We start from the raw sequence: 26,903 nt of genomic DNA, 5'->3' as shown, positions 1-26,903 counted from the left end.
CTTGTTTACCAAGGAGTTTTCAGTTTCGACTGCGCCGGAAGTGGGGCGAATTATAGACAGATACAATTTGCCGTCAAGCAATAATTACGTTTTTGTTGCAGAGGGGGCTTTTTTCGCAATAAGACGAGGGATCCGGCGCATCACTGGAGGCAAACGCAACATTAAAAGCAGAGCACCTATAGATGCATAGATAGCCCATTCCTTCAGATCAGCCCGCACGATCCACAACATATGCAGCAAACCGAGCCCCAGAATGACATACACCAGACGGTGCAGTTTCTTCCAACGGCTACCCAACCGGCGCTGGCTATAGCGGTTTGAGGTCACCGCAAGCACCAACAAGGAAATGAACCCCAGCGCACCGACAATAATGTAAGGCCGCTTACGCAGCTCCACTCCCAATTGCGACCAATCAAGCCCAAGGATAAACACGCAGTAAGCCGCCAGGTGCAAAAACACATACGCAAAACACCAGAGTCCCAACTGTCGCCGCACCGCAATCCACCCGGCCCACCCGCTAAGCTTCTGCAGCGGTGTCATGCTCAAGGTGATCAATAGCAAGATCAGCGTCCCAAGCCCCAACCGATCCATCAGCACTTTCCCAGGATCAGGCCCCAGCACAGAACGCCATGCTTCATACAGCCAGTAAAACGGCCATATCGCCGCCGCTATAAAAACGCCAATGCGCCAGATGGGATAACGCATCAATAGTTCTTCCGCAAATCGAGACCTGTATAGAGAGAAGCGACCTCATCCGAATAGCCATTGAACATTTGCGTTTCGCGCACATTCGGGCTGAACAAACCGCTCGGCAAGCGCCGCTCCCGCGCCTGGGTCCAGCGAGGGTGATCGACTGTAGGGTTCACGTTTGCGTAGAACCCATATTCGTTGGCCGCAATACTCTGCCAGGTAGTCTTAGGCTGTTCGCTCACCAAGCTGATCCGCACAATGGACTTCACACTCTTGAAGCCATACTTCCACGGCACCACCAAACGCAATGGCGCGCCATTCTGGTTAGGCAACTCCCGCCCATACATGCCCACAGCAAGGATCGCCAAGGGATTCATCGCCTCATCCAGGCGCAGCCCTTCTACATAAGGCCAATCGATCAATCCGAAACTCGACCGCTGACCCGGCATACTCTTAGGGTCCTGAAGCGTTTCAAACCGGATGTACTTGGCATTTGATGTCGGCTCAACCTGCTTTAGCAAAGCAGAGATCGGAAAACCGATCCACGGAATAACCATCGACCACGCTTCAACACAGCGCAAACGGTAGATCCGCTCCTCCAATTGATAAGGTTTCATGAAATCTTCCAAGGCATAACGCCCCGGCTTCGCCACCTCGCCGTCGATGACCACACTCCAGGGTTCGGTCTTGAGTGAGCCTGCGTTCGCCGCCGGGTCGCCCTTGTCAGTACCGAATTCATAAAAGTTGTTGTAGTGGGTGGCATCCTTGAACGGCGTAATAGCCTCGTCCTTTACCGTAACCGCCTGCCATTTGGCTCCCGACAGCTTTTCGGCAAACCAGGCCGGCGCCTTGCCCGGCTCAACATCAGCATAACGCGAAGCATCACCAGCACTGGCCCAACGCGGCAGACCAGTGGCGGCGATGCCGGCCAGCGCACCACCGAGCAAGCTACGACGAGAAAGGTAGAAGGATTCAGGCGTGACATCCGATTCGTGACAATCGGAGGCTTTGGGAAGTTTGATTAACATGGCTACTCCGCAGTGTTGGAGGACTGATGCACCAATAGACTGCGGAGTATGGGGGAAATTACATTAAGGCAACGTTTTGTCCCGACGCAGATGCAGTAAATACTGAATCGGCCCCGAAGCCGCGTAAACCAGGAAGGCCAGCAGCAGAATGCGCGGTGGATCGCTGAAAACTACGGCGAACACCAACACCACTATCAGGATCGCCACGAAAGGCACCCGCCCCTTGAGGTCGAACTCCTTGAAGCTGTTGTACTTGATGTTGCTGACCATCAGCATGCCGGCCGCAGCCACCATCAAGGCGACCAGGAACGACATTTTCGAACCCTGGATGCCGTAGTCGCTGAATGCCCACACGATACCCGCGACCACTCCCGCTGCAGCAGGGCTGGCCAAGCCAATGAAGTAACGCTTGTCGGCCGTTCCCACCTGGGTGTTGAAACGCGCCAGGCGCAAGGCAGCCCCCGCGACATAGATGAAGGCAACCATCCAGCCGACCTTGCCCATATCACCCAGTGCCCAGGCAAATGCCAGCAACGCCGGAGCAACGCCAAAGGCAACCATGTCCGATAGCGAATCGTACTCTGCGCCGAAGGCGCTCTGAGTATTGGTCATGCGCGCTACACGACCATCAAGGCCGTCGAGCACCATGGCGACGAAAATCGCGATGGCAGCAAAGCCGAAATACTTGCTGGCACTCGCCGCATCACCCGCCGCCAGGGCGCTTTGGGCACTCATGGAATTGATGATGGAATAAAACCCGGCAAACAGGTTCGCCGTGGTGAACAGGTTGGGCAGAAGATAGATACCACGATGCCGGACCTTGCGGCCTTCCGCGTCATGCCCTTCTTCGACATGCTCATCGATCGGCAGCAGGCTTTCGGCGTCAGAAGCCTGGTTTGGCTCTTCGGGACGTTCGCTCATGGACTTTACCTTACAACGGTGTGAAAAAAATTCGACAAGTACTTGCGGCGAGTGTTCGCACGCAAAGGATGCAGCTTTATACCAGAACCCGTCCTCCCAAACGAAAAAACGCGGCCTAGGCCGCGTTTTCTCTTGATACATACGACTTAGTTTTTGGCTTTGTCGACGATCTTGTTGGCACCGATCCACGGCATCATCGAGCGCAGCTGCTCGCCGATGACTTCGATGCCATGAGCGGCGTTGTTACGACGCTTGGCGGTCATCGAAGGGTAGCCGGTTGCGCCTTCACTGATGAACATTTTGGCGTATTCGCCGTCCTGAATACGTTTCAGGGCGTTGCGCATAGCCTGACGGGACTCGGCGTTGATCACTTCCGGGCCAGTCACGTACTCGCCGTATTCGGCGTTGTTGGAGATCGAGTAGTTCATGTTGGCGATACCGCCTTCGTACATGAGGTCAACGATCAGCTTCAGTTCGTGCAGGCACTCGAAGTAGGCCATTTCCGGCGCGTAGCCAGCTTCAACCAGGGTTTCGAAACCAGCTTTTACCAACTCAACGGTACCGCCGCACAGAACGGCTTGTTCGCCGAACAGGTCAGTTTCGGTCTCGTCCTTGAAGGTGGTTTCGATGATGCCGGTACGGCCGCCGCCCACGCCGGAAGCGTAAGACAGTGCAACGTTCTTGGCGTTGCCCGACGCGTCCTGGTAGATCGCGATCAGGTCAGGAATACCACCGCCTTTGACGAACTCGGAACGTACGGTGTGACCCGGGGCCTTCGGTGCGATCATGATCACATCGAGGTCGGCGCGCGGCACAACCTGGTTGTAGTGAATCGCAAAACCGTGGGAGAAGGCCAGGGTGGCACCCTTCTTGATGTTCGGCTCGATTTCGTTCTTGTACAGCGTGGACTGGAACTCGTCCGGGGTCAGGATCATGACCACATCGGCAGCAGCTACGGCGGAAGCCACGTCAGTGACTTTCAGGCCATGGGCTTCAGCCTTGGCAACCGTGGCCGAGCCTTTGCGCAGGCCGACAGTCACGTCAACGCCGGAATCTTTCAGGTTGCAGGCTTGTGCATGACCCTGGGAGCCGTAGCCGATGATGGCGACTTTCTTGCCCTGGATGATCGACAGGTCACAATCTTTATCGTAATAAACTTTCATGAGGTTCCTCTATATATCCAGGCCGTAAGGCCATTCGCTAATTTGGGTTAGATGCTGAGTACTTTGTCGCCACGGGCAATCCCGGTGACACCACTGCGTACCGTTTCCAGAATCGAGGCCGTCCCGATCGACTGGATGAAGCTGTCCAGCTTGTCGCTCGTACCGGTCAGTTGAACGGTATAAACGCTGGCACTCACATCGACGATCTGCCCGCGATAAATGTCGGTGGTGCGTTTGATCTCGGCACGTTGAGCACCCGTGGCCTTGACTTTAACCAGCATCAGCTCGCGCTCGATGTGGGCACTTTCCGACAGGTCGACCAGCTTGACCACTTCGATCAGCTTGTTGAGGTTCTTGGTGATCTGTTCGATGACCTCATCGTGACCCACGGTGGTTAACGTCAGGCGCGACAGGGTCGGGTCTTCGGTTGGCGCCACAGTCAGGCTTTCGATGTTGTAGTTACGTTGCGAAAACAGGCCGACAACACGAGACAGAGCGCCGGGTTCGTTCTCCAAAAGCAGGGAGATAATATGCCGCATGATTAAGTACGCTCCGTCTTGTTCAACCACATGTCGCGCATAGAGCCGTCTTTGATCTGCATCGGGTAGACGTGCTCGCTGGTATCCACCTGAATATCGATGAACACCAGGCGGTCCTTCATGGCGAACGCCTCTTCCATCTTCGGCTTCAGATCTTTCAAATCCGTGATGCGAATGCCGACGTGGCCATAGGCTTCAACCAACTTGACGAAATCTGGCAGCGACTCCATGTAGGAATGGGAGTGACGGCTGTTGTAACTCATGTCCTGCCACTGACGAACCATGCCCAGCACGCCGTTGTTCAGGCACACGATCTTCACCGGCAGCCCGTACTGCAGGCATGTCGACAGCTCCTGGATATTCATCTGAATACTGCCCTCACCGGTGACGCACGCGACGTCGGTGTCAGGGAAGCTCAGTTTCACACCCATGGCGGCAGGGAAACCAAAGCCCATCGTGCCCAGGCCACCGGAGTTGATCCAGCGGTTAGGCTTGTCGAACTTGTAGTATTGCGCGGCGAACATCTGGTGCTGGCCCACGTCGGAGGTCACAAAGGCGTCGCCCTTGGTCACTTCGCACAGGGTCTCGATCACGGTTTGTGGCTTGATGATGCTGCCGTCACCCTTGTCGTAAGGGAACAGGCCGCGGTCACCGCGCCATTCGTCGATCTGTTTCCACCAACTGGCCACGGACTCTTTGTTCGGCGCTTGGCCGATGTCCTTGAGCGCGGCAACCATTTCGGTCAGTACGCTTTCCACTGGCCCCACGATCGGCACATCGGCCTTGATGGTCTTGGAAATGGACGCCGGGTCGATGTCGATGTGGATGATCTTGGCATTCGGGCAGAATTTGCTCGCGCCGTTGATCACTCGATCATCGAACCGTGCGCCTACAGCCAGAATCACATCGGCGTGGTGCATGGTGAGGTTGGCGGTGTAGCTGCCGTGCATACCGAGCATGCCGACGAACTGACGGTCCGTCCCCGGAAATGCGCCAAGGCCCATCAGGGTATTGGTGACCGGCAGGTTAAGCAGTTTGGCCAGTTCGGTGAGCGGTGCTGAACCGCCCCCCAAAATCACGCCACCGCCCGAGTACAACACAGGGCGCTTGGCCGCCAGGAGCATTTCTGCCGCCTTGCGGATTTGACCCGAATGCCCACGAACGGCCGGGCTGTAGGAACGCAGCTTGGCTTTCTTCGGGAAGACGTATTCGAATTTTTCCGCCGGGTTGGTCATGTCTTTCGGGACATCGACCACCACAGGGCCCGGGCGACCGGACTGTGCGAGGTAGAAGGCCTTCTTCATGACTTCCGGGATTTCCGACGGATGCTTGATCATGAAGCTGTGTTTCACGATCGGCCGGGAGATACCGATCATGTCGGTTTCCTGGAATGCATCGGTACCCACCATGGTGCTTGGCACCTGGCCGGAAATGATCACCATCGGGATGGAGTCCATATAGGCAGTCGCGATGCCGGTAATGGCATTGGTTGCGCCTGGGCCGGACGTTACCAGTACCACGCCGGCTTTACCGGTGGCACGGGCGTAACCGTCAGCCATATGGGTCGCGGCCTGTTCGTGGCGAACCAGGATGTGGGTAACAGCCGGTTCCTTGAACAGTGCGTCGTAAACATGCAGCAGAGCACCACCTGGGTACCCGTAGATATAGTCGACGCCTTCGTCACGCAAAAAGCGGACGAGCATCTCACCACCAGATAAAAGCTCCACGTTGTTCACCTCTAAAACGCCAGAATACCGTCCGTTGAAAACCGACGGGTCTTAATAGGTTTACTTCTCAACAGAGCATGAGCGACGGTGGTCGCCGACTACGTCAGCACTGACTGAGCAAGTATTGGGATCGTCCCAAGTGTTGCGGGCTTTTCCCACCCAGCGCGAGGTAACGCGTTGCGGGTGTTACAGGTCGGCGCGGATATGCGCCTCATGATCTGCCGAGCGGGCCTGCTTCTGGCAGTCCCGATACAGCGGACTTTGGATTCTTCTGTTTCAGCCCCTTCAAGTCAAGCAATAATTGCGCTTTTTTCCAACTAAGCGCACGAGAACGTAGAAGAAAGGGGTTTGAGGAGGGATAAAACTCGCCTGAATGTCGTCAAGCGGTAGAAATATGCGCAAGACTGCCGGAAAAACCGGCAGTCAGGCAATTAACGAGCGTCGACGATCAGTTGGTCGAACTTTTTCAGCGCATCACGCAAGCCAAGGCTCTCCGACGGCCGATCGGCGTAGACCATCTCGGCCATCTCCAGGATTCCCGACGCGTTGGGCAGCGGCAGATCCTGCTCGAGAATCTGCTTCATGCGCACCAGGAAGATCCATTGCAGCCACTGATGAAAATCCAGGGTATCGACCGAAAAGGGCTCCGTGCTGCCAAGCGCCTCGGCGCTGGGGGGCACTTCGTCCCACCAGCCCTGCACACGCAACTCGCGCTCAATCAACAGCAACTGTTCGGCAATCGCGGGAAAACGTGCATCCATCAGAGGCTGACCTTGGCTTTCTGCCGCGCTTGGGCGGCACCGGCGGCATCACCTTGCGCCGCACGCGCATCACCAATCAAAGCCCACAAGTTGGCCTGCAGGTCAGGGCGACCGTTGGCCAGAGTCAGGCCGCGACGTGCGAACTGTTCGGCTTGCGGTGCATCCCCCTGGGCCAAACGCACCTGGGCGAGTCGATACAGCACTTGCGGCTCGCGAGGTGCAACACGTTGGGCACGCTCAAGGCTCGACGATGCGCCGTTCAGGTCACCACCGGCCTGCTGTTGCTGGGCGGTGGTCAGCAAAGCCAATACCGGCCCGTCCAGTTGCTCGTCAGCCGACAGGCCGCCGGCATTCGACGATGGAATGCCGCTCGGCGTCGAAGGCGGCATGTTGTAGGTGCCCTGGTTGATCGGTGCGGCCTGGATCGGCGTCGAATCCACTGGGCCCGAAGTGCTCGGCCCTGGCGTCCACGGCTCGGCACTGATCGGCGCCGAGGTAGCGGCTCCGGCACCCGGCACCATGACGACCACGCCCGAATCCTGCGGCACGGCTTGAGGGGCCTGGGCAGGACGTTTGACGACAGTCTGGCGGAAACCGCCGTTGGCCGAAATCCGGTCGTTATTGGAAACGGTCGTGCTCGAATCCACTACGGGAATGGAGCCACGTTGCACACTGGAGCAACCGTTGAGCAAAGCCAGAGCTGTAATAGCTGGAATCCACCACTTGTTCACTTGAAACCCTCTTTGCTTAATTCATCCAGCCCTTGACCCAATCCATCACCGACTCCGCATCAGCAGGCGCACTGCCACCGCACGCGGCGCCAGGTGGTGGCTCGCTGCCGCGAATATACGGCATCTGTACCGCACCCGGACAGTTGGCATCGGAACCCTGGCCGGTGTGCGGATCAATCCATGCCTGCACGATATTGTCCGGCTGCGGCATGTTCAACGGCAGCGGGTCGGCCTTGCGCATAAAACTGGTCCAGACCTGCAATGCACCAGTGGCACCGGTGAACGGCGTTTTGCCGTTGTCATCTCGGCCCAGCCACACCACCGCCAGCACATCCTGGCCGAAGCCAGCGAACCAGCTGTCGCGAGAGTCGTTACTGGTGCCGGTCTTGCCCGCCAGCGTCAGGTTGGACGGCAACACGCTATAGACCGAGCGCCCCGTACCTTCACGCATTACGCGCTGCATGGCGTTCTGAATCAGGTAGATGGAGCCCGCGTCGAAACGCTGCTGGATCTGGAACGGATAACGTTTGAGCGGCTCACCGTCGGCGGTCAGTACGCTGCGAATGCCGCGCATCGGCGTATTGAACCCCCCGTTGGCGAGGGTCTGGTACATCGTGGCCACTTCCATCGGGGTCATCGCACCGGCGCCCAGCAGCATCGATGGGAACGCCGGGAACTCACGGTTGATGCCCAGGCGCCCCAAGGTTTTCAGCACGTTCGGCACGCCCACTTCAAGCCCGAGGCGCGAGGTGGAAATGTTGTAGGAATGCGCCAGGCCTTGATACAGGAACACCGTGCCGTGGGAGCGGCGATCGAAGTTCTGCGGCGTCCATACCTGGCCATCGGCACCCTTGACCGACAGCGGTTCATCCGACAGCCAACTGGTCAGGGTGTATTTGCTTGGTTTCTCCAAGGCCGTCAGGTAGACCGCAGGCTTGACCAGCGAACCGATCGGCCGCACGGCATCCAGCGCACGGTTGAAACCGGCGAAACTGGCTTGGCGACTGCCGATCATGGCCTGGACTTCACCGGTTTCCGGGTTGGTCACAACCATGGCCGCTTCCACTTCATCCGAGCCCTTGCGACCGGTCAGGCGCTTGAAGGTGTCATTGACGGACGCTTCGGCCTTCATCTGCAGAATCGGGTCGAAACTGGTGAAAATCCGCAAGCCTTCTTCGGTCAAGTCTTCGTCGCGGTAGTCTTCACGCAATTGGCGTTTGACCAGGTCGATAAAGCCTGGGAAGGAACTGTCGGCAAGCTTGCCGCGAGTAGTCACACCCAGTGGCATTTTCTTCGCCGCAGCCACCTGCTCGGCGGTAGCGACGCCCTGCTGTTCCAACACATCGAGCACCAGGTTGCGGCGCTCAAGGGCGCGCTCCGGGTTACGACGCGGGTTGTAATAGGAAGGCCCTTTGACCATCCCCACCAGCAACGCGACTTGATGCAGCTTCAATTCGGACAACGGCTGGCCAAAGAAGAACTGGCTGGCCAAGCCAAACCCGTGCACAGCACGCTGACCATCCTGGCCGACGAATACTTCGTTGAGGTACGCCTCAAGGATTTCCTGCTTGCTGTAGTGCAGCTCCAGCAACATCGCCATCATGGCTTCGGTGAGTTTGCGGGTCAGGCTGCGCTCGTTGGTCAGGTAGAAGTTCTTGACCAATTGTTGCGTGAGCGTACTGCCGCCCTGAGTCATCTTGCCGCCGGACGTGTTGACCCAGATGGCACGGGCAATCGACTTGGGCGACACGCCCCAGTGGCTGTAGAAGTCGCGGTCTTCTACCGCAACCAGGGTTTCCAGCAGATACGGTGGCACCTGATCGAGCTTGATCAGGATGCGATCTTCAAGGTTTTTCGGGTAAATACCGCCGATCAACAGCGGTTCCAGGCGGACTACGGGCAGTTTCGAGCCATTGAGCGACGAAAGCTCGGCCACATAATCGCCGGAGAAGCGCACGCGCACCGGCTGGGCTTTTTCCAGGCCCTCATAGAACTGGAAGCCACGGGTATTCAAGTCGACGGTATTGCCGCTGACGGCAGCCGCACCTGGGCCATTGCTTACGGGTTCGCGACGATAGCCCAGCGCATCGAGCTCAGTGAGGAAGTCATCCTTGCTCAGCTTCTGGCCGGTGAACAGCTCCAGCGGGCGAGCGTATACCTTGGCCGGGATGGTCCAGCGCTTGCCGGAGAACTTCTCCTGAACCACAGCGTCGAGGTACACCGCGAAGCCGGCAAGCACCACAAGGCCCACCAGGCTGAGCTTGAGCGCCCAGCCCAACCAGGGACGCAGGCCGCGGGAAGGAGGTTTTTTACGGGAACGGGGAGATCGGGTTCGAGTCATGGCGGCGGATTATACGCACTTTATTGATGATCAACATGAGCCGGACAGCGGTTTGCACGACCGGCTGTAGCCGCCATAATGCCTGCCATGATTTCTCCCAGACTTTGAAGGATCGCCCGTGAGCCAGTCCCTGATCGCTGCCCTGCAAAACCCGGCTTTATACCCTCACCCGGTTGAGGCGTTTCAAGTCATCGAGACCCATATTTCCTGGGTGATACTGACCGGCCCTTATGCTTATAAGCTGAAGAAACCGATGAACTTCGGTTTTCTGGATTTCACCAACCTGGCTGATCGCGGCCACTTCTGTCGTGAAGAACTGCGCCTCAACCAGCGTCTGACCAAAGATTTGTATCTTGAAGTGTTGCCTATCACCGGTACCGCTGACGCCCCGCAAATCGGCGGCGACGGCCCGGTGATCGAATACGCGCTGAAAATGCGCCAATTCCCGCAAAGCCAGATGCTCAGCACGTTGCAGGCGAACGGCGAGCTGACCAGCGCGCACATCGATGAAATGGCCCGGCAAATCGCGCACTTCCACCTCAACGCGCCAAAGGTGCCGCAAGACCACCCTGCCGGCACCCCGGATGAGGTAATGGCACCGGTACGCCAAAACTTCGAACAGATCCGCCCGTTCCTCAGTGACAAGGCCGACCTGGTTCAACTGCAAGCGCTGCAAGCCTGGGCAGAAAGCAGCTTCGAACGCCTCAAACCACTGCTGGCACAACGCAAGCTCGATGGCTTCACCCGCGAATGCCACGGTGACATCCACCTGGGTAACGCCACCTTGATCGATGGCAACGTGGTGATCTTCGACTGCATCGAATTCAATGAACCGTTCCGCTTCACCGATGTGTACGCCGACACCGGCTTCCTGGCCATGGACCTGGAAGACCGCGGCCTCAAATCCCTGGCCCGACGTTTTATCAGCCAGTATCTGGAATTGACCGGCGATTATCAGGGCCTTGAAGTCCTGAACTTCTACAAAGCCTACCGGGCCCTGGTACGCGCCAAGGTTGCGCTGTTCAGCATGCCGAGCGAAGCCGACCCGGTGCAACGCGCTACCACTCTGCGCCAGTACCGTAACTACGCCAACCTGGCGGAAAGCTACAGCACCATTCCGTCGCGCTTCCTGGCAATTACCCATGGCGTTTCGGCCGTCGGCAAAAGTCACGTCGCCATGCGTCTTGTTGAAGCCCTGGGTGCCGTGCGCCTGCGTTCGGACGTCGAGCGCAAGCGCCTGTTTGGTGAGCAGCAGATTGAAAACACGCCGCAGGCCGGAATCTATAGCCAGGACGCCAGTGCTGCGACTTACGCGCGCCTGAACGAAATCGCCAACACTATATTGCGCGCGGGCTTCCCGGTGGTGCTCGATGCCACTTTCCTGAAGCGAGAACAGCGTGACGCAGCCGCCAAGATAGCCGAAGCCACGGGCGCGCCTTTCCTGATTCTGGACTGCAATGCACCACAGGCCGTTATCGCCAACTGGTTGGCGCAACGTCAGGCAGATAAAAACGACCCGTCTGACGCAACACTCAGCGTTATTGACGAACAGCAAGCCCACCGCGAACCGCTGACTGCCGAAGAACTGCTCCTGAGCAAACGCGTAGAAACCAATGAGAGCGGAACGCTTGACGCACTCGTGGCGCACATTCGCCAGCGTCTGCCCGGCCTGTAAGAAATATTTCTTGGTCGTGTCACCGACCTACGGTGCACGGCCAAGAAATAGTGGCACTATAATGGCATTATAAATCCAATCGGAGTCGCCATCATGAGTCAGCCCAAGCTTCTTGATACTCCGCTCTTCGCTCTCCTGCATAAAGACGATATCCGCGGCTTTAACCAGGAGCGCCCCAAAGAGGGTGTCATCAACCTGCGCGGTGGCGACTTCCGAGGGCTGGACCTGCGCGACCTGAACGCCACCGGCGTGGACTTCACCGATGCCTATTTCCGCTCGGCCGACCTGCGCGGCCTGGATCTACGCGACTGCTCGCTGGAAGGCGCCAGCCTGGCGCATGCGCAGATCTCCGGCACCTACTTTCCAGCCGAATTGACCGCCGATGAAATCCTGATGTCCGTCAACTTCGGCACCCGGCTGCGCTACCGCACCAAGTAACAGCGCCTGCCCCCCTCCCCCGGCACGTCCTCAAGCGCGCCGGTATTCCTCGCCTGCTTGTGGCTGAAGCGTGTTCGTCACTCTTATAGCTTTTCAGCCGTTTCTGCCCAATGAACTACGCTTTTCCTACTGAGCGCTACACTCCTTTCAGGCTTGCCTGGTCACGATACCCACCGCACCATTCGGCCGTCGCAAGGAGGCTTGATGAACGATGAGCTGCAACACCTGAAAAACCTCGGCAAGACCTCCGCGCAATGGCTGCACGCAGTGGGTATCCACAGTGCGTCGGATTTGCGCCGCCTGGGAGCGGTTGATGCCTACCGCGCCGTGCGGACTCGTGGCTTCCGGGCCTCGAAAGTACTGCTGTATGCAATCGAAGGTGCATTGATGGATGTGCACTGGAACGACATCCCCGCAGAGCGCAAGGAAGCGTTGAACCGTCAGTTGGATGCGATTTCAGCGCGCCAGAAGAATTAAATCGGCCACAAACCCCAAGGTTTACAAGCGTTCCAAACAGCTGTTTGAGAAAATTCGATAGGCAGCCAAAACAACTGTTGACTCACAAATGAGAATCGTTATGATTATCACAACTGGTCGCGAGATCAGCCGATAACTGAAAGACCCTTGGTTCGGACTCTCAGATTATCTCCTCATCAGGCTAATCACGGTTATTTGACCCGGCTCTTGCCGGGTCTTTTTTTGCCTGATAAAAGCCGCCTGTGAGAAGCTGCTTTCAGCGCGCAATTATCAACGGATGCCCAAGCTCCGGATGTGGCTGAACCAGCACATCCAAGCCAAACACAGCCTTGAGCAATTCCGGCCGCAACACGTTTGATGGCGTGTCCAAGGCCTGTGGGCAGCCGTTTTCCAGCAACAGGATACGATCGCAGTAGCGAGCCGCCAGGTTCAGATCGTGCAGAATCACCAATACGGCCGCCCCTCGATCGGCAAAACGGCGGATGGCCTGCAGCGTCGTGTGTTGATGCAGAGGGTCCAGCATCGATGTCGGCTCATCCAGCAGCAAGGTTTGACCCGCTTCGCCCGGCCATAACTGCGCCAGCACTCGTGCCAGGTGCACACGTTGACGTTCGCCGCCGGACAACGCCAAATAGCTGCGACCACTCAAATGCCCGACATCCGCCGCGTGCAAGGCTGCGGCGATGATTTCATCATCCCGCACCCGCCCGGTCTGATGGGGCAAGCGGCCCATGCCGACGACCTCTTCGACACGGAAAGCGAAGTCCAGGCTCGACGTCTGCGGTAACACTGCCAAACGCTGCGCACGCTGTGGGCCACTCCAATGCGTCAACGCCTGCTCAGCCAGCCAGACGCTGCCTTGGTCCGGATGCAGCTCCCCGCACAATGCCCCAAGCAAGGTACTTTTACCGGCGCCGTTGGGCCCCAGCACACCGAGCACTTCGCCCGACAACAGATCCAGCGTGATATCCGTCAGCACCACCTTGCGCCCGCGCCGAATCTGCAGCCCTTCCACACGTAGCATCAGGCGCGCCCCCGCAACAACAGATATAAAAAGAACGGTGCGCCAATGAACGCGGTCACGATGCCGATCGGCAGCTCTGCAGGTGCCAGCGCCAGGCGCGCCACCAAGTCCGCAAACAGCAGCAAACTTGCGCCTGCCAGTACCGAGGCCGGCAACAACACCCGATGGTCCGGGCCCGCCAGCAACCGCACCAGATGCGGCACTACCAGGCCGACAAAACCGATCATCCCCGCCGCCGCTACCGCAGCGCCCACACCCAGCGCGGTGCAGAACACCAATTCGCGCTTGAGCCCTTCGACATCGATGCCCAAGTGATTGGCCTCGGACTCACCCAATAACAGTGCATTCAACGCCTTGGCCCGGCGCGGCAACCAAAGCGCCACACCCGCGCTCACCAGCAGCAATGGCCATAACCGCGAATAACTGGCGCCATTGAGGCTGCCCAGGTTCCAGAAAGTCAGGGTACGCAACGTAGCGTCATCTGCCAGATAGGTGAACAGGCCCACAGCCGAACTGCCGAGAGCCGTAAGAGCAATGCCGGCCAGCAACATCGTCGCGACATGGGTCTGGCCATTACGGCGCCCCAATCGATATACCAGCGCGGTAACCCCCAAGCCGCCAAGAAATGCACACAGCGACAACAAATAGGGCCCGAACGCGTCCGGTAACCCGCCAAAAAACGAACCACCGACAATCGCGATCGCTGCCCCCAGCGCTGCGCCACTAGACACCCCCACTAACCCGGGATCAGCCAACGGGTTGCGAAACAGGCCTTGCATCGCCACGCCCGACAGCGCCAGCACGCCGCCCACCGACAAACCCAGCAACGTGCGCGGAAGACGGATTTGTCCCAGGATCAATTCGGCCTGCTCCAGGCCTTGCGCATCAATCGGCAACCCCATCAAGCGCAAAGCGGCCTTGAGCGTATCCAGCAAAGGCAGACTGACGGGCCCCAGCGCCAATGAAAGCCAAGTCGCGAATACACACATCAGCGACAACCCGATAAACAGTGTCTTCGGCTTTACCAGTGTGGTCATGGGGCAGGCTTGGCCTGGGAGGGATAGAACCCGGCAGACAGCTCAACCAAACTTTTTGGCAGGCGAGGCCCAAGGCCGCCGACCAGCAGGGTCGGGTCCAACTCAAACACTCGCGCCTGCTTGGCCGCCGGGGTTGAAGCCAGGATCGGGTTCTCTTTGAACAGAGCCGCACGCGCTGCATCGCCGGTCAAAGCTCGGTCGGCAAACACCAACACGTCAGGGCTCAGCCCCGCCAGCGATTCGACCGAAAACGGTTTGTAACCGGTGTGGGTCGCCAGGTTATGGCCGCCTGCCTGCTGCAATATCCAGTCGGCGGCAGTGTCTTTACCCGCAATCAGCGGCTTGCCACCCGCGTGGCCCAGCAACAACAGCACACCCGGCGCCTTTTGCGTAGCCTGCGCCTTGGCGACCCAATGCTTCTGCTGCTCAAGAGCCTGCTCATACTCGGTAAACAGCTCGCTGGCCTTGGCTTCACTGCCCAGCAATTTGCCCAAGTGCTGCAGGTTGCCTTTCAAGGTTGGCAAATCCGGCTGGGCCGAGAACATTTCCACCCGCACACCGGCGTCACGAATCTGCGCCAGCACCGGCGGCGGCCCCATCTCCTCGGTACCGACGAGGATCTGCGGGCGCAGGCTGAGAATGCCTTCAGCCGACAGCTGCCGCTGGTACCCAATACTCGGCAACGCCTTGAGCGACTCCGGGTGCTGGCTGGTCGTGTCGACCCCCACTAACTTCGACTCTGCACCCAGGGCCGTCACCCATTCCGACAACGCCCCACCGGCACTGACCCAACGTTGTGGCTGTTCAGAGGCTTGTGCCCCGTGGTTGACCAGCAGTGAGACAACAAGCGCAAAAACGCTGGTACTCAAGCGCATAACAGGGTTTCCTTCCAAGGGCAGGGCCACTCAAGCGCACATCGATGTGACAGATAACACCCGCCTTACATCGTATGAAGCACCCGGTCAGCCGACGGGCGAAGCGGGCATTTGATAATTGTTTGCATTTGAACGTCAAGGCACTTAAGGATTGAAATGAAGTTTCTCTGCCCCTCCGAAACCCTCGCGCCCAACAGCAGCCGCGGCTTTGATATCGACGGTCGCAAGCTATTGGCCGTGCGCCGGGACGGCATTGCCTACTTCTATATCAACCGTTGCCCCCATCGCGGCATTCCACTGGAGTGGCAACCCAACCAGTTCCTGGACTCCAGCGCCAGCCTGATCCAATGCGCCACCCACGGCGCGCTGTTTCTGGTTGAAAGCGGCGAGTGCATCGCCGGCCCTTGTGCAGGCGAAAGCCTCACCCCCCTGCTCGGCCGCGAAGACGAACAAGGCTTATGGGTTGAACTCTAGTCGCCCAGCAGCACCTCCAACCGACGGTCGACGTACATTTCCTCAGGCGTCACCCGCACGCCATAGGCCAACACCTCAACGCCGGCGGCCTTGGCCTCACGCAGCGCAGCGGCATAACCGGCATCAATCTCCACCGCCGGCCGCACCGCATCAACCCCCGATAGACACACGCAGTACAACTGCACCGCCCGCACACCTTCACGCGCCAAGTGCGCCAGCTCACGCAAATGCTTGGCACCGCGCTGGGTCACGGCATCAGGAAAGGCCGCCACGGAAGAATCGTCAAACCCCAGCGTCACGCTTTTTACCTCCACATAAGCCGCGCCCTGGGGATATTCCAGGCGAAAGTCGATACGGCTTTTCTCCTGCCCGTAAGGCACCTCGCGCTTCAGCGCGGTGAAGCCGTTGAGCTCAGTGATTACCCCAGCACGCAACGCTTCTTCGACCAGCTGATTGGCGCGCGCCGTGTTGATGCATGCCAATCGGCCCTGAGGCGTTTCGGCGATTTCCCAGGTGCCTGGCAGCTTGCGCTTTGGGTCATCGGAACGGCTGAACCAGACCTGCCCACCCTCTAGCATGCAATTGAGCATCGAGCCGGTGTTCGGACAGTGAATAGTCAGCAACTCGCCGGCATCCGTTTCGATATCGGTGAGAAAACGCTTGTAACGGCGAATCAGCCGCGCTTGTTCCAGAGGAGGATGAAAGCGCATCAGCCTTGCCAACTCTGCAAGCCGCGAGCAATGCGCTCCACAGCCTCTTCTAGCCGTTCAAGGTTTTGCGTGTAGGCAAAACGCACATGGTGACCGGCTTGATGGCGGCCGAAATCCAGCCCCGGTGTAAAAGCGACATGTTCGGTTTCGAGGAAGTGGCGACAGAACGCGAAGGCATCACCGCCGAACGCGCTGATATCGGCATACAAATAGAAAGCGCCCTCAGGTTCTACGGCAATACCGAAGCCCAAGTCGCGCAACGCCGGCAGCAGAAAGTCCCGACGGCGACCGAATTCAGCGCGGCGCGCCTCCAGAATCTCCAGGGTTTGTGGGGTAAAGCAGGCCAGCGCCGCGTGCTGGGCCATACTTGGCGCGCTGATATAGAGGTTTTGCGCCAGCTTCTCCAGTTCCCCGACAGCGGCGGGAGGCGCTACCAGCCATCCCAGGCGCCAGCCGGTCATACCGAAATACTTCGAAAAACTATTGAGCACAAAGGCATCATCGTCGACTTCCAGTACGCTGGCAGCCTCAGTGCCGTAGGTGAGGCCGTGATAGATCTCGTCTACGACCACGTGGCCCTTACGCGCCTTGATTGCCCTCGACAACCCGGCCAATTCGTCACGCGTAAGAATCGTACCGGTCGGGTTGGCAGGCGAAGCCACCAGCGCGCCGACGCTGTCGTGATCCCAATACCGCTCAACCAGATCGGCATTCAATTGGTAACGCACCTCCGGACCTACCGGCACCAACTGCGCAGCCCCCTCCACCAACCGCAGGAAATGCCGGTTACAGGGGTAGCCGGGGTCCGCCAGCAGCCAGTGCTTGCCGGGGTCCACCAACAGGCTGCTCGCCAGTAACAAGGCGCCGGAGCCTCCGGGCGTAATCAGAATGCGCTCGGGATCGACATCCAGCCCGTAGCGCTGCTGATAGAACCCGCTGATGGCCTCACGCAGCTCAGGCAACCCACGAGCCGCGGTATAGCGGGTCTTGCCGTTGGCCAAGGCCGCCTGCCCCGCCTGAATGATCGGCTCGGCCGTGGTGAAGTCCGGCTCACCGATTTCCAGATGGATCACATCATGACCCGCCGCCTGCAGCTCATTGGCGCGCGCCAGCAACGCCATGACATGAAAAGGTTCGATGGCGCGACTGCGCGCACTATAGGGCTGAGCCATTAGCCTTCCTTAACCGAGAGGACAAAATCCGGATTCTACCGAACCCACGCCGTAAAACATGTTCTATTGCCTGCTCGGCCACTTGAACGGTGCGGGCACACACGCGCAAAACGACTAAAATCAGTATTCGAGACGATTCATACCCAGCCACGACGGGCCGCTGCTATTTACGCCCCCGTGCGATGGGCCTCGACAACCGGGAGTGGCGCACCCCGAATCTATCTGGTAAGTTCGCCCGCTTGCAGCCGCAGGGCCGGCAGGTGTCGGTGACGTTGCAATCCTGCGCAATGGATTAGAAGAGTGAGAGGCGGTCTATTCATGTCCACCCAAGCAAAGCAACAACAATCCTCAGCCCTCAGCGGCTTCACACCTTATGTCGAGACAAAAGGTGAGGAGTACATGGGTGAGCCCATGCGCAAACACTTCTCCAATATCCTGAAGAAGTGGAAGCAGGACTTGATGCAGGAAGTCGACCGTACGGTTGACCACATGAAGGACGAAGCCGCCAACTTCCCGGACCCGGCCGACCGTGCCAGCCAGGAAGAGGAATTCGCCCTCGAGCTGCGCGCCCGTGATCGCGAACGCAAGCTCATCAAGAAAATCGACAAGACCCTGCAACTGATCGAAGACGAGGAATACGGCTGGTGCGAATCCTGCGGCGTCGAGATCGGTATTCGCCGCCTGGAAGCTCGTCCTACCGCAGACCTCTGCGTAGACTGCAAGACCTTGGCTGAAATCAAGGAAAAACAGGTCGGCAAGTAATTCCTGCCGAGCTGAACGAATGGGGCGTGCGAACGCCCCATTTTGGTTTCTGGGATTTACCGAATTCCAGTAGTATCCGGCCCATGACAGCCTCTACCTATATCGGGCGTTTCGCCCCCACGCCCAGCGGCCACCTGCATTTCGGCTCGCTGGTTGCAGCCCTCGCCTCCTACCTCGATGCTCGCGCCAACCATGGCCGCTGGCTGATGCGCATGGAAGATCTCGACCTTCCGCGTGAAGAACCCGGCGCCCAGGCGGCTATTCTGCATGCCCTGGAAAGCTACGGCTTTGAATGGGATGGCGAACTGGTCCGACAAAGCGAGCGGCATGATGCCTACGCCAAAGTGCTGAATGACCTGTTCAGCCACGGCTTGGCATACGCCTGCACCTGCTCACGCAAACAGCTGGAAACCTACAACGGGGTTTACCCGGGCCTGTGCCGCAATGCCGGTCACGATCAGCAGGACGCCGCCATCCGTTTGCGCGTTCCAGAGTTGGAGTACCACTTTACCGATCGTGTACAGGGCGAATTCCGACAACACCTGGGCCGCGACGTGGGCGACTTCATCATCCGGCGTCGAGACGGCCTGTATGCCTACCAATTGGCCGTGGTGCTCGACGATGCCTGGCAAGGGGTGACCGATATCGTGCGCGGGGCCGACCTGCTCGACTCCACACCGCGCCAACTGTATCTGCAAGAGTTGTTAGGGCTGCGCCAGCCGCGCTATCTGCACGTGCCGCTGATCATCCAGCCGGATGGTAACAAACTGGGCAAATCCTACCGTTCCCCACCGCTGGCCCCCGACCAGGCCACGCCGTTGCTATTGAGAGCATTGCGTGCCCTTGGCCAGCACCCGGGCGACGAACTGCTCCACGCCAGCCCACGGGAGCTGCTCGATTGGGGCATTGCGCACTGGGATGCCGCAAAGATCCCGCGCACACTCACGTTGGCGGAAGCGCAATTAAGCTGAAGGCGCTTGCAGCTTGCCAGCCATCCGTTACCATCGCCGCACGTTTTCACACAGAGGCCAACATGTACATCTATCGATTGGTCCTGCTGCTGGTCGTCGGGATCTACCTGTTTTCCCCCGCCATCATGGATTGGTGGATCGACGCCACGGGCGCCTGGTACCGCCCTTATCTGCTGTGGCTGATCCTGATCGTCGTGACTTTCATCCTGCAGAGCCAAAAAGATGCCGATGAGCTTTAGCCTCACCCAGATGCTGCTGATCAGCGCCGCCTACCTGGCTGCGTTGTTCGGCGTCGCCTGGATCAGTGAGCGCGGAATGATTCCGCGGGCGATCATTCGCCATCCGCTGACCTACACCTTGTCCCTGGGCGTCTACGCCAGTGCCTGGGCGTTCTACGGCACCGTTGGCCTGGCCTATCAGTACGGTTATGGCTTCCTTTCCAGCTACCTCGGGGTTTCCGGCGCTTTCCTGCTGGCGCCCGTGTTGCTGTATCCGATCCTGAAAATCACCCGCACCTATCAGTTGTCGTCCCTGGCAGACCTGTTTGCCTTTCGCTTTCGCAGCACCTGGGCCGGCGCGCTGACCACCGTATTCATGTTGATTGGCGTCCTGCCCTTGCTGGCCCTGCAGATCCAGGCGGTGGCCGACTCCATCAGCATACTGACCCGCGAGCCGGTGCAGCATCGCGTTGCCCTGGCCTTCTGTGCGCTGATCACCCTGTTCACGATTTTCTTCGGCTCGCGCCATATTGCCGCCCGTGAAAAACACGAAGGCCTGGTATTCGCGATAGCCTTCGAGTCGGTCATCAAGCTGATCGCCATCGGTGGCGTCGGCCTCTACGCGCTGTATGGCGTGTTCGACGGCCCGCAACAGTTGGAGCTGTGGCTGCTGCAAAACCAGACCGCCCTCGCCGCCCTGCACACCCCCTTGCAGGAAGGCCCGTGGCGCACACTGCTGCTGGTGTTCTTCGCCTCGGCGATCGTGATGCCGCACATGTACCACATGACCTTCACCGAGAACCTCAACCCGCGCTCACTGGTCAGCGCCAGTTGGGGCTTGCCGCTGTTCCTGTTGCTGATGAGCCTGGCGGTGCCGCTGATCCTGTGGGCCGGCCTGAAGCTGGGGGCCACCACCAACCCGGAATACTTCACCCTCGGCGTCGGTATCGCCGCGAATAACCCGGCCCTGGCGCTACTCGCCTATGTGGGCGGCTTATCGGCGGCCAGCGGCTTGATCATCGTGACCACCCTGGCCCTGTCGGGGATGGCGCTCAACCATCTGGTCCTGCCGCTCTACCAGCCGCCCGCCGAAGGCAATATCTACCGCTGGCTGAAATGGACGCGCCGCGCACTGATCGTCGCCATCATCATGGCCGGCTATGGTTTCTACCTGCTGCTGGGCGCCGGGCAAGACCTGGCCAACCTCGGGATCGTCGCGTTCGTCGCCACCTTGCAGTTCCTGCCGGGCGTGTTGTCGGTACTGTACTGGCCCACCGCCAACCGCCGTGGTTTTGTCGCCGGGCTGCTGGCCGGCATCTTGGTGTGGATCGTCACCATGTTGTTGCCGTTGGTCGGCAACCTTCAGGGTTTCTACATCCCGTTGCTGAACATGATTTACGTGCTGGATGACACCAGCTGGCACATGGCGGCGATCGCGTCCCTGGCCGCCAACGTGCTGATGTTCACCCTGATCTCGCTGTTCACCAACGCCAGCCCCGAAGAAACCAGCGCCGCTGAGGCCTGCGCGGTGGATAACGTACGTCGCCCACAACGCCGCGAGCTGCACGCCGCCTCACCCCAGGAGTTCGCCACGCAACTGGCCAAGCCACTGGGCGCCAAGGCGGCACAGAAAGAAGTAGAACAGGCCTTGCGCGATCTCTACCTGCCGTTCGACGAGCGCCGCCCCTATGCGCTGCGCCGCCTGCGTGATCGTATCGAAGCCAACCTTTCCGGCCTCATGGGGCCGAGCGTGTCCCAGGACATGGTCGAAACGTTCTTGCCCTACAAGGCTGGCGGTGAAAACTACGTCACCGAAGACATCCACTTCATCGAGAGCCGGCTGGAGGACTACCACTCACGCCTCACCGGCCTCGCCGCCGAACTCGATGCGCTACGCCGCTACCATCGCCAGACTCTGCAGGAACTGCCGATGGGCGTGTGCTCCCTGGCCAAGGATCAAGAGATCCTGATGTGGAACAAGGCCATGGAAGAACTCACCGGCATCGCCGCCCAGCGGGTAGTAGGTTCACGCTTGAATACCCTGGGCGAGCCGTGGAAAGAACTGCTGCAAGGCTTCATCAACCTGCCCGACGAACACTTGCACAAGCAGCATCTGGCCCTCGACGGCCAGACCCGCTGGCTCAACCTGCACAAGGCGGCGATTGACGAACCCCTCGCCCCCGGCAACAGCGGCCTGGTGCTGCTGGTGGAAGACCTGACCGAAACCCAGATGCTCGAAGACAAACTGGTGCACTCTGAGCGCCTGGCCAGCATCGGCCGACTGGCGGCGGGTGTCGCCCACGAAATCGGCAACCCGATCACCGGTATCGCCTGCCTGGCGCAAAACCTGCGCGAAGAACGCGAAGAAGACGGCGAGATCACCGAGATCAGCGGGCAAATCCTTGAGCAGACCAAACGTGTTTCGCGCATCGTGCAATCGCTGATGAGTTTCGCCCACTCAGGGGCTCATCAGAACCAGGATGAAGCCGTGTGCCTGGCCGAGGTGGCGCAGGATGCCATTGGGCTGCTGGCCTTGAACCGGCGCAATTTCGAAGTACAGTTTTTCAATCTGTGCGACCCGGATCACTGGGTCGACGGCGACTCCCAACGTTTGGCGCAGGTGTTGATCAACCTGCTGTCCAATGCCCGTGACGCATCACCGGCCGGCAGCGCGGTACGTGTCAAGAGCGAGGCTTTCGAGCACACGATCGACCTGATCGTGGAAGACGAAGGCAGCGGCATTCCACAGAACATCATGGACCGATTGTTCGAACCTTTCTTCACCACCAAGGATCCAGGTGAAGGTACCGGTCTGGGCCTTGCACTGGTCTATTCCATCGTTGAAGAGCATTATGGACAAATCACCATCGACAGCCCGGCTGACACCGAAAGCCAACGCGGCACCCGTATAAGGGTGACCTTGCCGCGTCATGTCGAAGCGACGTCCGCTGTGAACTGAGACCGTCGAGAGAATTGAATCAATGCCGCACATTTTGATCGTCGAAGACGAAACCATTATCCGCTCTGCCTTGCGTCGCCTGCTTGAACGTAATCAGTATCAGGTCAGCGAAGCCGGCTCGGTGCAGGAAGCCCAAGAGCGATTCAGCATTCCCACGTTCGACCTGATTGTCAGTGACCTGCGCCTGCCGGGCGCACCGGGCACCGAGCTGATCAAGCTGGGCCAGGGCACCCCGGTGCTGATCATGACCAGCTATGCCAGCCTGCGCTCGGCGGTGGACTCCATGAAGATGGGCGCGGTGGACTACATCGCCAAGCCCTTCGACCACGACGAGATGCTCCAGGCCGTGGCCCGCATCCTGCGCGACCGGCAGTCGGCCGGCAGTGCGCAGGCCGAAGCGCGCCCCGCCGGCAAGGCCACCAACGGCGCGGACAAGCCTGGGGTCGACAACAGCAATGGCGAGATCGGCATCATCGGCTCGTGCCCACCGATGCAGGATCTTTACAGCAAGATCCGCAAGGTTGCGCCGACCGACTCCAATGTATTGATCCAGGGCGAATCGGGCACCGGTAAAGAACTGGTGGCGCGTGCGCTGCACAACCTGTCCAAGCGCGCCAAGGCACCGATGATTTCGGTGAACTGCGCGGCGATCCCCGAGTCGCTGATCGAGTCCGAACTGTTCGGCCACGAGAAAGGCGCGTTCACTGGCGCCAGCGCCGGGCGTGCGGGCCTGGTGGAAGCGGCGGACGGCGGCACCTTGTTCCTCGACGAAATCGGCGAACTGCCCCTGGAAGCCCAGGCGCGATTGCTGCGGGTACTGCAGGAAGGCGAGATTCGTCGCGTCGGCTCGGTGCAGTCACAGAAGGTCGACGTGCGATTGATCGCCGCGACCCACCGTGACCTCAAGAGCCTGGCCAAGATCGGCCAGTTCCGCGAAGACTTGTATTACCGCCTGCACGTCATCGCCCTCAAGCTGCCGGCGCTGCGCGAGCGTGGTGCCGACGTCAACGAAATCGCCAACGCGTTCCTGCTGCGTCAAAGTGCGCGCATCAACCGCACCGACCTGAAATTCGCCGCGGACGCCGAGCAGGCGATTCGGCATTACTCGTGGCCGGGTAACGTGCGAGAGCTGGAAAACGCTGTCGAGCGTGCGGTGATCCTGTCGGAAAGCCCGGAAATTTCCGCTGAACTGCTGGGCATCGATATCGAACTCAGCGATCTTGAAGACGACGACTTCCTCGACATGGCCCCACAGCCAGGCGGCGGTAGCAATACCAGCCATGAGCCGACGGAAGATTTGTCACTGGAAGACTACTTCCAGCATTTCGTCCTGGAGCATCAGGACCACATGACCGAGACCGAACTGGCCCGCAAGCTTGGCGTGAGCCGCAAGTGCTTGTGGGAACGGCGCCAGCGCCTGGGTATTCCACGGCGCAAGACCGGGGTGGCCAGCGAAAGCTGAGTATGCGCGCCTGCGGGTAACACCCTCAGATGTGAAAAAACTGTTACCGCAGAATTTTTACGTAACAAAAGCCGGGGCTTACGGTAACGAAGCCCCGGCTTTTTTTCGTCCGAAAAAACCTCGAAAACCCACCAACCCCCCGTTTTTGCTGGGCGGTGCAAAAGTTGGCACGCACCCTGCTATATGCTTAGTACAAAAACAATAACAAGCTTTGTACAAGACAATAAAAATAAGACGAATCGACTCACGCATAACAAAAACAACACGGCGGAGGCGCAGCTAACTGATTCTTTTGGAGAGGCGTTGCATTTGGGGCTTGCCCCGCAACCAGGCCGAGAACAACAAAAAACTGCCCTAAGGCAGAGCCTGAACTGGTTGGATCGTAGATCAGCAACACAGCGACCAAAGCAATCCGTTTGCTCTTGACTCCCGATTGGGAGTGTCATGAAGGTAAAGCTTCCTGACGAGGGCGATCAACAAAAACAAGAAGCCCGCAATCAATAATAAAAATAGAGCACGCAACTACTTCTGGGGGAGCTTCGGCTCCCCTTGTAGTTTCCGGCGTTTAGCTTGAGCGCTCTGACGATTTAAGGCTTATGGCGCAAGGCCGCAGCTTGTTCCTACACCATCCCCTGACTAAATGCTAGAATCCCCGCCCATCATGCGGTCATTCTTCGTTATGGCCGAACATTCCTTCAAACAGTGCATCCCATGCTGAAGAAGTTGTTCCAGTCATTCCGTTCTCCCTTGCGTCGAACGCAACACATTCGCAGCACGCCTGAAGTGCTTAACAGCAATCAGCATTCATTGCAGCGCGCTCAATTCAGCCGTTATGCGGTGAACATCGTCGAACGGTTGCAGAACGCCGGCTACCAGGCTTATCTGGTGGGTGGGTGCGTACGCGACATGCTGCTCAATATCACGCCCAAGGACTTCGACGTCGCCACCAGCGCCACGCCTGAGCAAGTGCGCGCCGAGTTTCGCAATGCGCGAATCATCGGCCGACGCTTCAAGCTGGTGCACATCCACTTTGGTCGCGAGATCATCGAGGTCGCGACGTTCCGTGCCAACCACCCGCAAAACGACGAGGAGGAAGACACCAACCAGTCTTCTCGCAACGAGAGCGGGCGCATTCTGCGGGACAACGTCTATGGCACCCTGGAAGAAGACGCGCAACGTCGCGACTTCACCATCAACGCCCTGTATTACGACCCGGTCAGCGAGCGCATTCTCGATTACGCCAATGGCGTCCATGACATTCGCAATAACCTGATTCGCCTGATCGGCGATCCGGTCCAGCGCTACCAGGAAGACCCGGTCCGTATGCTGCGAGCGGTGCGCTTTGCCGCCAAGCTGAACTTCGGTATCGAGAAGCACACGGCCGCGCCGATTCGTGAACTGGCGCCGATGTTGCGCGAGATTCCTTCCGCGCGCCTGTTCGAAGAAGTACTCAAGCTGTTCCTCTCGGGCTACGCCGCCGACACGTTCGAAATGCTGGTCGACCTGCAGTTGTTCGACCCACTGTTCCCGGCCAGCGCCGAGGCCCTGGAATACAACCCGACCTACACCCACACGTTGATCAGCGAAGCGCTGATCAACACCGACCTGCGCATCAAGCAGAACAAGCCGGTAACCCCGGCGTTCCTGTTTGCCGCCCTGTTGTGGCCTGCCCTGCCCAAGCGTGTACTGCGCCTGCAAGAGCGCGGCATGCCGCCGATTCCTGCCATGCAGGAAGCTGCTCACGAGCTGATCGCCGAGCAGTGCCAGCGCATCGCCATCCCGAAACGCTTCACCATGCCGATCCGCGAGATCTGGGACATGCAGGAACGCCTGCCACGCCGCAGCGGCAAACGCGCCGACCTGCTGCTGGACAACCCGCGTTTCCGCGCCGGCTACGACTTCCTGTTGCTGCGCGAAAGCGCTGGGGAACAGACCGACGGTCTGGGCGAATGGTGGACTGACTATCAGGACGCTAATGACAGCCAGCGCCGCGACATGATTCGCGACCTCGGCAGCAAAGGTGACACAGAAGGCCCGAAAAAACGTCGCCGCAGCGGTGCCAAACGCAAGCGCAGCGGCGCCGATGCCGCAGGCGAATAACCGTGGAACGCATCTACATCGGCATGGGCAGCAACCTCGCTGCCCCGCAGCAGCAATTGCGCAACGCCTTGCAGGCGTTGGTGCTATTACCCGGTACCACCCTCGCAGGGGTATCGGCGTTCTATCAAAGTGACTCCCTGCTCCCAGGCCAGCCGCGCTACACCAATGCCGTTGCGGCCCTGGACAGCAGCCTGGCGCCACTGGAGCTGCTGGATGCGCTGCAAGCCATCGAGCATGACCAGGGCCGCGAACGCCTGGAACGCTGGGGGCCGCGCACGCTGGACCTGGACATCGTGCTGTTTGGCGATCGCCTGATCGACGAGCCCCGCCTGAAAGTGCCTCACTACCAGATGCACGTTCGACCGTTCGTGCTGTACCCATTGGCCGAATTGGCCCCTGCCGATCTGCAACTGCCGGATGGCCAGCGACTCAGCGCGCTGCTTGAAGCTTGCCCGTTTGTCGGCCTGGAACGCCTGCCTGATTGAATCCAGGAGCAGGCCCGCCTTGCTCGCGAAATACGTCAAAACACCGCGTTTATCCAGGCACGGCGTATTGTCGTTAACGATCTTCGCGAGCAAGCTCGCTCCTACAATCGCATCAGTAACACAGGTAACACCCCGCTCGTAACAATGCGGTAACACATCCAAT

25 protein-coding genes are annotated in these 26,903 nt (G+C 59.2%); 11 read left to right on the top strand and 14 right to left on the bottom strand.

The features are described from left to right. Positions 1-84: 84 nt before the first annotated feature. The 9 genes from msrQ to mrcB all read right to left on the bottom strand — a co-directional run bounded on the left by msrQ (position 85) and on the right by mrcB (position 9,901). The gene (gene msrQ / locus ACQRBV_RS27490; protein WP_411985622.1) at positions 85-705 is read right to left on the bottom strand and encodes a protein-methionine-sulfoxide reductase heme-binding subunit MsrQ; all 621 of its coding nucleotides are present in this window, start codon (positions 703-705) and stop codon (positions 85-87) included. After that, positions 705-1,718: a protein-methionine-sulfoxide reductase catalytic subunit MsrP gene (gene msrP, locus ACQRBV_RS27485; RefSeq protein ID WP_104995982.1), complete on the bottom strand. Its 1,014-nt coding sequence runs from the start codon at positions 1,716-1,718 to the stop codon at positions 705-707. The genes msrQ and msrP overlap by 1 nt, the downstream gene beginning before the upstream one ends. 63 nt (positions 1,719-1,781) lie before the next feature. Continuing rightward, a complete protein-coding gene (pssA, locus tag ACQRBV_RS27480) occupies positions 1,782-2,639 on the bottom strand; it encodes a CDP-diacylglycerol--serine O-phosphatidyltransferase (RefSeq protein ID WP_060752232.1) in 858 nt (285 codons plus the stop codon). 146 nt (positions 2,640-2,785) lie between these two features. Further along, positions 2,786-3,802 carry a ketol-acid reductoisomerase gene (gene ilvC, locus ACQRBV_RS27475; protein ID WP_060752233.1) on the bottom strand — a complete coding sequence of 339 codons (1,017 nt, stop codon included), beginning with the start codon at positions 3,800-3,802 and terminating at the stop codon, positions 2,786-2,788. Positions 3,803-3,849: 47 nt separating this feature from the next. Further along, positions 3,850-4,341, bottom strand: a complete 492-nt coding sequence (gene ilvN / locus ACQRBV_RS27470; RefSeq protein WP_003176102.1) for an acetolactate synthase small subunit — start codon at positions 4,339-4,341, stop codon at positions 3,850-3,852. A gap of 2 nt (positions 4,342-4,343) precedes the next feature. Beyond that, the gene (locus ACQRBV_RS27465; protein WP_090365838.1) at positions 4,344-6,068 is read right to left on the bottom strand and encodes an acetolactate synthase 3 large subunit; all 1,725 of its coding nucleotides are present in this window, start codon (positions 6,066-6,068) and stop codon (positions 4,344-4,346) included. Positions 6,069-6,499: 431 nt separating this feature from the next. Next, the gene (locus ACQRBV_RS27460) at positions 6,500-6,829 is read right to left on the bottom strand and encodes a YqcC family protein (protein ID WP_060752234.1); all 330 of its coding nucleotides are present in this window, start codon (positions 6,827-6,829) and stop codon (positions 6,500-6,502) included. Continuing rightward, entirely contained in the window at positions 6,829-7,560 is a 732-nt protein-coding gene (locus ACQRBV_RS27455; protein ID WP_060752235.1) for a hypothetical protein, read from the bottom strand. Before ACQRBV_RS27455 ends, ACQRBV_RS27460 begins: the two co-directional genes overlap by 1 nt. Before the next feature lie 16 nt (positions 7,561-7,576). Then, positions 7,577-9,901, bottom strand: a complete 2,325-nt coding sequence (mrcB, locus tag ACQRBV_RS27450) for a penicillin-binding protein 1B (RefSeq protein ID WP_104995984.1) — start codon at positions 9,899-9,901, stop codon at positions 7,577-7,579. Between the two features lie 118 nt (positions 9,902-10,019). Between mrcB and ACQRBV_RS27445 the strand changes: the two genes are divergently transcribed. From ACQRBV_RS27445 to ACQRBV_RS27435, 3 genes are all read left to right on the top strand, one after another. Then, positions 10,020-11,576, top strand: coding sequence for an AAA family ATPase (locus ACQRBV_RS27445; RefSeq protein ID WP_411985621.1), 1,557 nt, complete (start codon positions 10,020-10,022; stop codon positions 11,574-11,576). A 93-nt stretch (positions 11,577-11,669) separates the two neighbouring features. Continuing rightward, the gene (locus ACQRBV_RS27440) at positions 11,670-12,014 is read left to right on the top strand and encodes a pentapeptide repeat-containing protein (RefSeq protein WP_104995986.1); all 345 of its coding nucleotides are present in this window, start codon (positions 11,670-11,672) and stop codon (positions 12,012-12,014) included. A gap of 204 nt (positions 12,015-12,218) precedes the next feature. Further along, positions 12,219-12,491 carry a TfoX/Sxy family protein gene (locus tag ACQRBV_RS27435; protein ID WP_010562703.1) on the top strand — a complete coding sequence of 91 codons (273 nt, stop codon included), beginning with the start codon at positions 12,219-12,221 and terminating at the stop codon, positions 12,489-12,491. Between the two features lie 256 nt (positions 12,492-12,747). Here ACQRBV_RS27435 and ACQRBV_RS27430 read toward each other — a convergent pair whose 3' ends face one another. Genes ACQRBV_RS27430 through ACQRBV_RS27420 form a run of 3 tightly spaced genes read right to left on the bottom strand, consistent with a single transcriptional unit; the run spans position 12,748 to position 15,427 of the window. Then, positions 12,748-13,515 carry a heme ABC transporter ATP-binding protein gene (locus tag ACQRBV_RS27430; protein WP_411985620.1) on the bottom strand — a complete coding sequence of 256 codons (768 nt, stop codon included), beginning with the start codon at positions 13,513-13,515 and terminating at the stop codon, positions 12,748-12,750. Next, on the bottom strand, positions 13,515-14,504 hold the full coding sequence (locus tag ACQRBV_RS27425; RefSeq protein WP_411985624.1) for a FecCD family ABC transporter permease: 990 nt from the start codon (positions 14,502-14,504) through the stop codon (positions 13,515-13,517). Before ACQRBV_RS27425 ends, ACQRBV_RS27430 begins: the two co-directional genes overlap by 1 nt. A gap of 44 nt (positions 14,505-14,548) precedes the next feature. Then, positions 14,549-15,427: a heme/hemin ABC transporter substrate-binding protein gene (locus ACQRBV_RS27420; protein ID WP_411985619.1), complete on the bottom strand. Its 879-nt coding sequence runs from the start codon at positions 15,425-15,427 to the stop codon at positions 14,549-14,551. Positions 15,428-15,583: 156 nt separating this feature from the next. Between ACQRBV_RS27420 and ACQRBV_RS27415 the strand changes: the two genes are divergently transcribed. Then, positions 15,584-15,901 carry a Rieske (2Fe-2S) protein gene (locus tag ACQRBV_RS27415; RefSeq protein ID WP_244385077.1) on the top strand — a complete coding sequence of 106 codons (318 nt, stop codon included), beginning with the start codon at positions 15,584-15,586 and terminating at the stop codon, positions 15,899-15,901. On the opposite strand, the gene sfsA is transcribed toward ACQRBV_RS27415, so the two are convergent. Further along, a complete protein-coding gene (gene sfsA / locus ACQRBV_RS27410) occupies positions 15,898-16,611 on the bottom strand; it encodes a DNA/RNA nuclease SfsA (protein ID WP_411985618.1) in 714 nt (237 codons plus the stop codon). The two genes, ACQRBV_RS27415 and sfsA, sit on opposite strands and share 4 nt — an antisense overlap. Beyond that, complete coding sequence (locus ACQRBV_RS27405) at positions 16,611-17,783, bottom strand: pyridoxal phosphate-dependent aminotransferase (protein ID WP_411985617.1); 1,173 nt, start codon at positions 17,781-17,783, stop codon at positions 16,611-16,613. Before ACQRBV_RS27405 ends, sfsA begins: the two co-directional genes overlap by 1 nt. Before the next feature lie 318 nt (positions 17,784-18,101). Between ACQRBV_RS27405 and dksA the strand changes: the two genes are divergently transcribed. From dksA to folK, 7 genes are all read left to right on the top strand, one after another. Beyond that, positions 18,102-18,545, top strand: a complete 444-nt coding sequence (gene dksA / locus ACQRBV_RS27400) for an RNA polymerase-binding protein DksA (RefSeq protein WP_060752245.1) — start codon at positions 18,102-18,104, stop codon at positions 18,543-18,545. Between the two features lie 83 nt (positions 18,546-18,628). Further along, positions 18,629-19,516: a tRNA glutamyl-Q(34) synthetase GluQRS gene (gene gluQRS, locus ACQRBV_RS27395; RefSeq protein WP_411985616.1), complete on the top strand. Its 888-nt coding sequence runs from the start codon at positions 18,629-18,631 to the stop codon at positions 19,514-19,516. Between the two features lie 62 nt (positions 19,517-19,578). Next, positions 19,579-19,755, top strand: coding sequence for a hypothetical protein (locus tag ACQRBV_RS27390; protein WP_003176118.1), 177 nt, complete (start codon positions 19,579-19,581; stop codon positions 19,753-19,755). Beyond that, positions 19,739-22,693, top strand: a complete 2,955-nt coding sequence (locus tag ACQRBV_RS27385) for a sensor histidine kinase (RefSeq protein WP_161548368.1) — start codon at positions 19,739-19,741, stop codon at positions 22,691-22,693. The genes ACQRBV_RS27390 and ACQRBV_RS27385 overlap by 17 nt, the downstream gene beginning before the upstream one ends. Positions 22,694-22,715: 22 nt before the next feature. Then, entirely contained in the window at positions 22,716-24,155 is a 1,440-nt protein-coding gene (locus ACQRBV_RS27380; protein WP_104995993.1) for a sigma-54-dependent transcriptional regulator, read from the top strand. 711 nt (positions 24,156-24,866) lie between these two features. Continuing rightward, entirely contained in the window at positions 24,867-26,255 is a 1,389-nt protein-coding gene (locus ACQRBV_RS27375; RefSeq protein ID WP_411985615.1) for a polynucleotide adenylyltransferase PcnB, read from the top strand. Positions 26,256-26,257: 2 nt separating this feature from the next. Next, positions 26,258-26,740 carry a 2-amino-4-hydroxy-6-hydroxymethyldihydropteridine diphosphokinase gene (gene folK / locus ACQRBV_RS27370; RefSeq protein WP_411985614.1) on the top strand — a complete coding sequence of 161 codons (483 nt, stop codon included), beginning with the start codon at positions 26,258-26,260 and terminating at the stop codon, positions 26,738-26,740. The last annotated feature ends 163 nt before the right edge of the window (positions 26,741-26,903 follow it).

Origin of the sequence: Pseudomonas sp. R11F (assembly GCF_050312575.1) — a bacterium.
Taxonomy (GTDB): Bacteria; Pseudomonadota; Gammaproteobacteria; order Pseudomonadales; family Pseudomonadaceae; genus Aquipseudomonas; species Aquipseudomonas palleroniana.
Note: the sequence above shows the minus strand (reverse complement) of the source record. Positions and strands in the feature narration are given on the sequence as shown.

Coding starts and splice junctions, on each gene's coding strand:
- msrQ (WP_411985622.1), bottom strand. CDS start 705: ATGCGTTATCCCATCTGGCGCATTGGCGTTTTTATAGCGGCGGCGATA.
- msrP (WP_104995982.1), bottom strand. CDS start 1,718: ATGTTAATCAAACTTCCCAAAGCCTCCGATTGTCACGAATCGGATGTC.
- pssA (WP_060752232.1), bottom strand. CDS start 2,639: ATGAGCGAACGTCCCGAAGAGCCAAACCAGGCTTCTGACGCCGAAAGC.
- ilvC (WP_060752233.1), bottom strand. CDS start 3,802: ATGAAAGTTTATTACGATAAAGATTGTGACCTGTCGATCATCCAGGGC.
- ilvN (WP_003176102.1), bottom strand. CDS start 4,341: ATGCGGCATATTATCTCCCTGCTTTTGGAGAACGAACCCGGCGCTCTG.
- ACQRBV_RS27460 (WP_060752234.1), bottom strand. CDS start 6,829: ATGGATGCACGTTTTCCCGCGATTGCCGAACAGTTGCTGTTGATTGAG.
- mrcB (WP_104995984.1), bottom strand. CDS start 9,901: ATGACTCGAACCCGATCTCCCCGTTCCCGTAAAAAACCTCCTTCCCGC.
- ACQRBV_RS27440 (WP_104995986.1), top strand. CDS start 11,670: ATGAGTCAGCCCAAGCTTCTTGATACTCCGCTCTTCGCTCTCCTGCAT.
- ACQRBV_RS27435 (WP_010562703.1), top strand. CDS start 12,219: ATGAACGATGAGCTGCAACACCTGAAAAACCTCGGCAAGACCTCCGCG.
- ACQRBV_RS27430 (WP_411985620.1), bottom strand. CDS start 13,515: ATGCTACGTGTGGAAGGGCTGCAGATTCGGCGCGGGCGCAAGGTGGTG.
- ACQRBV_RS27425 (WP_411985624.1), bottom strand. CDS start 14,504: ATGTGTGTATTCGCGACTTGGCTTTCATTGGCGCTGGGGCCCGTCAGT.
- ACQRBV_RS27420 (WP_411985619.1), bottom strand. CDS start 15,427: ATGCGCTTGAGTACCAGCGTTTTTGCGCTTGTTGTCTCACTGCTGGTC.
- ACQRBV_RS27415 (WP_244385077.1), top strand. CDS start 15,584: ATGAAGTTTCTCTGCCCCTCCGAAACCCTCGCGCCCAACAGCAGCCGC.
- sfsA (WP_411985618.1), bottom strand. CDS start 16,611: ATGCGCTTTCATCCTCCTCTGGAACAAGCGCGGCTGATTCGCCGTTAC.
- ACQRBV_RS27405 (WP_411985617.1), bottom strand. CDS start 17,783: ATGGCTCAGCCCTATAGTGCGCGCAGTCGCGCCATCGAACCTTTTCAT.
- dksA (WP_060752245.1), top strand. CDS start 18,102: ATGTCCACCCAAGCAAAGCAACAACAATCCTCAGCCCTCAGCGGCTTC.
- gluQRS (WP_411985616.1), top strand. CDS start 18,629: ATGACAGCCTCTACCTATATCGGGCGTTTCGCCCCCACGCCCAGCGGC.
- ACQRBV_RS27390 (WP_003176118.1), top strand. CDS start 19,579: ATGTACATCTATCGATTGGTCCTGCTGCTGGTCGTCGGGATCTACCTG.
- ACQRBV_RS27385 (WP_161548368.1), top strand. CDS start 19,739: ATGCCGATGAGCTTTAGCCTCACCCAGATGCTGCTGATCAGCGCCGCC.
- ACQRBV_RS27380 (WP_104995993.1), top strand. CDS start 22,716: ATGCCGCACATTTTGATCGTCGAAGACGAAACCATTATCCGCTCTGCC.
- ACQRBV_RS27375 (WP_411985615.1), top strand. CDS start 24,867: ATGCTGAAGAAGTTGTTCCAGTCATTCCGTTCTCCCTTGCGTCGAACG.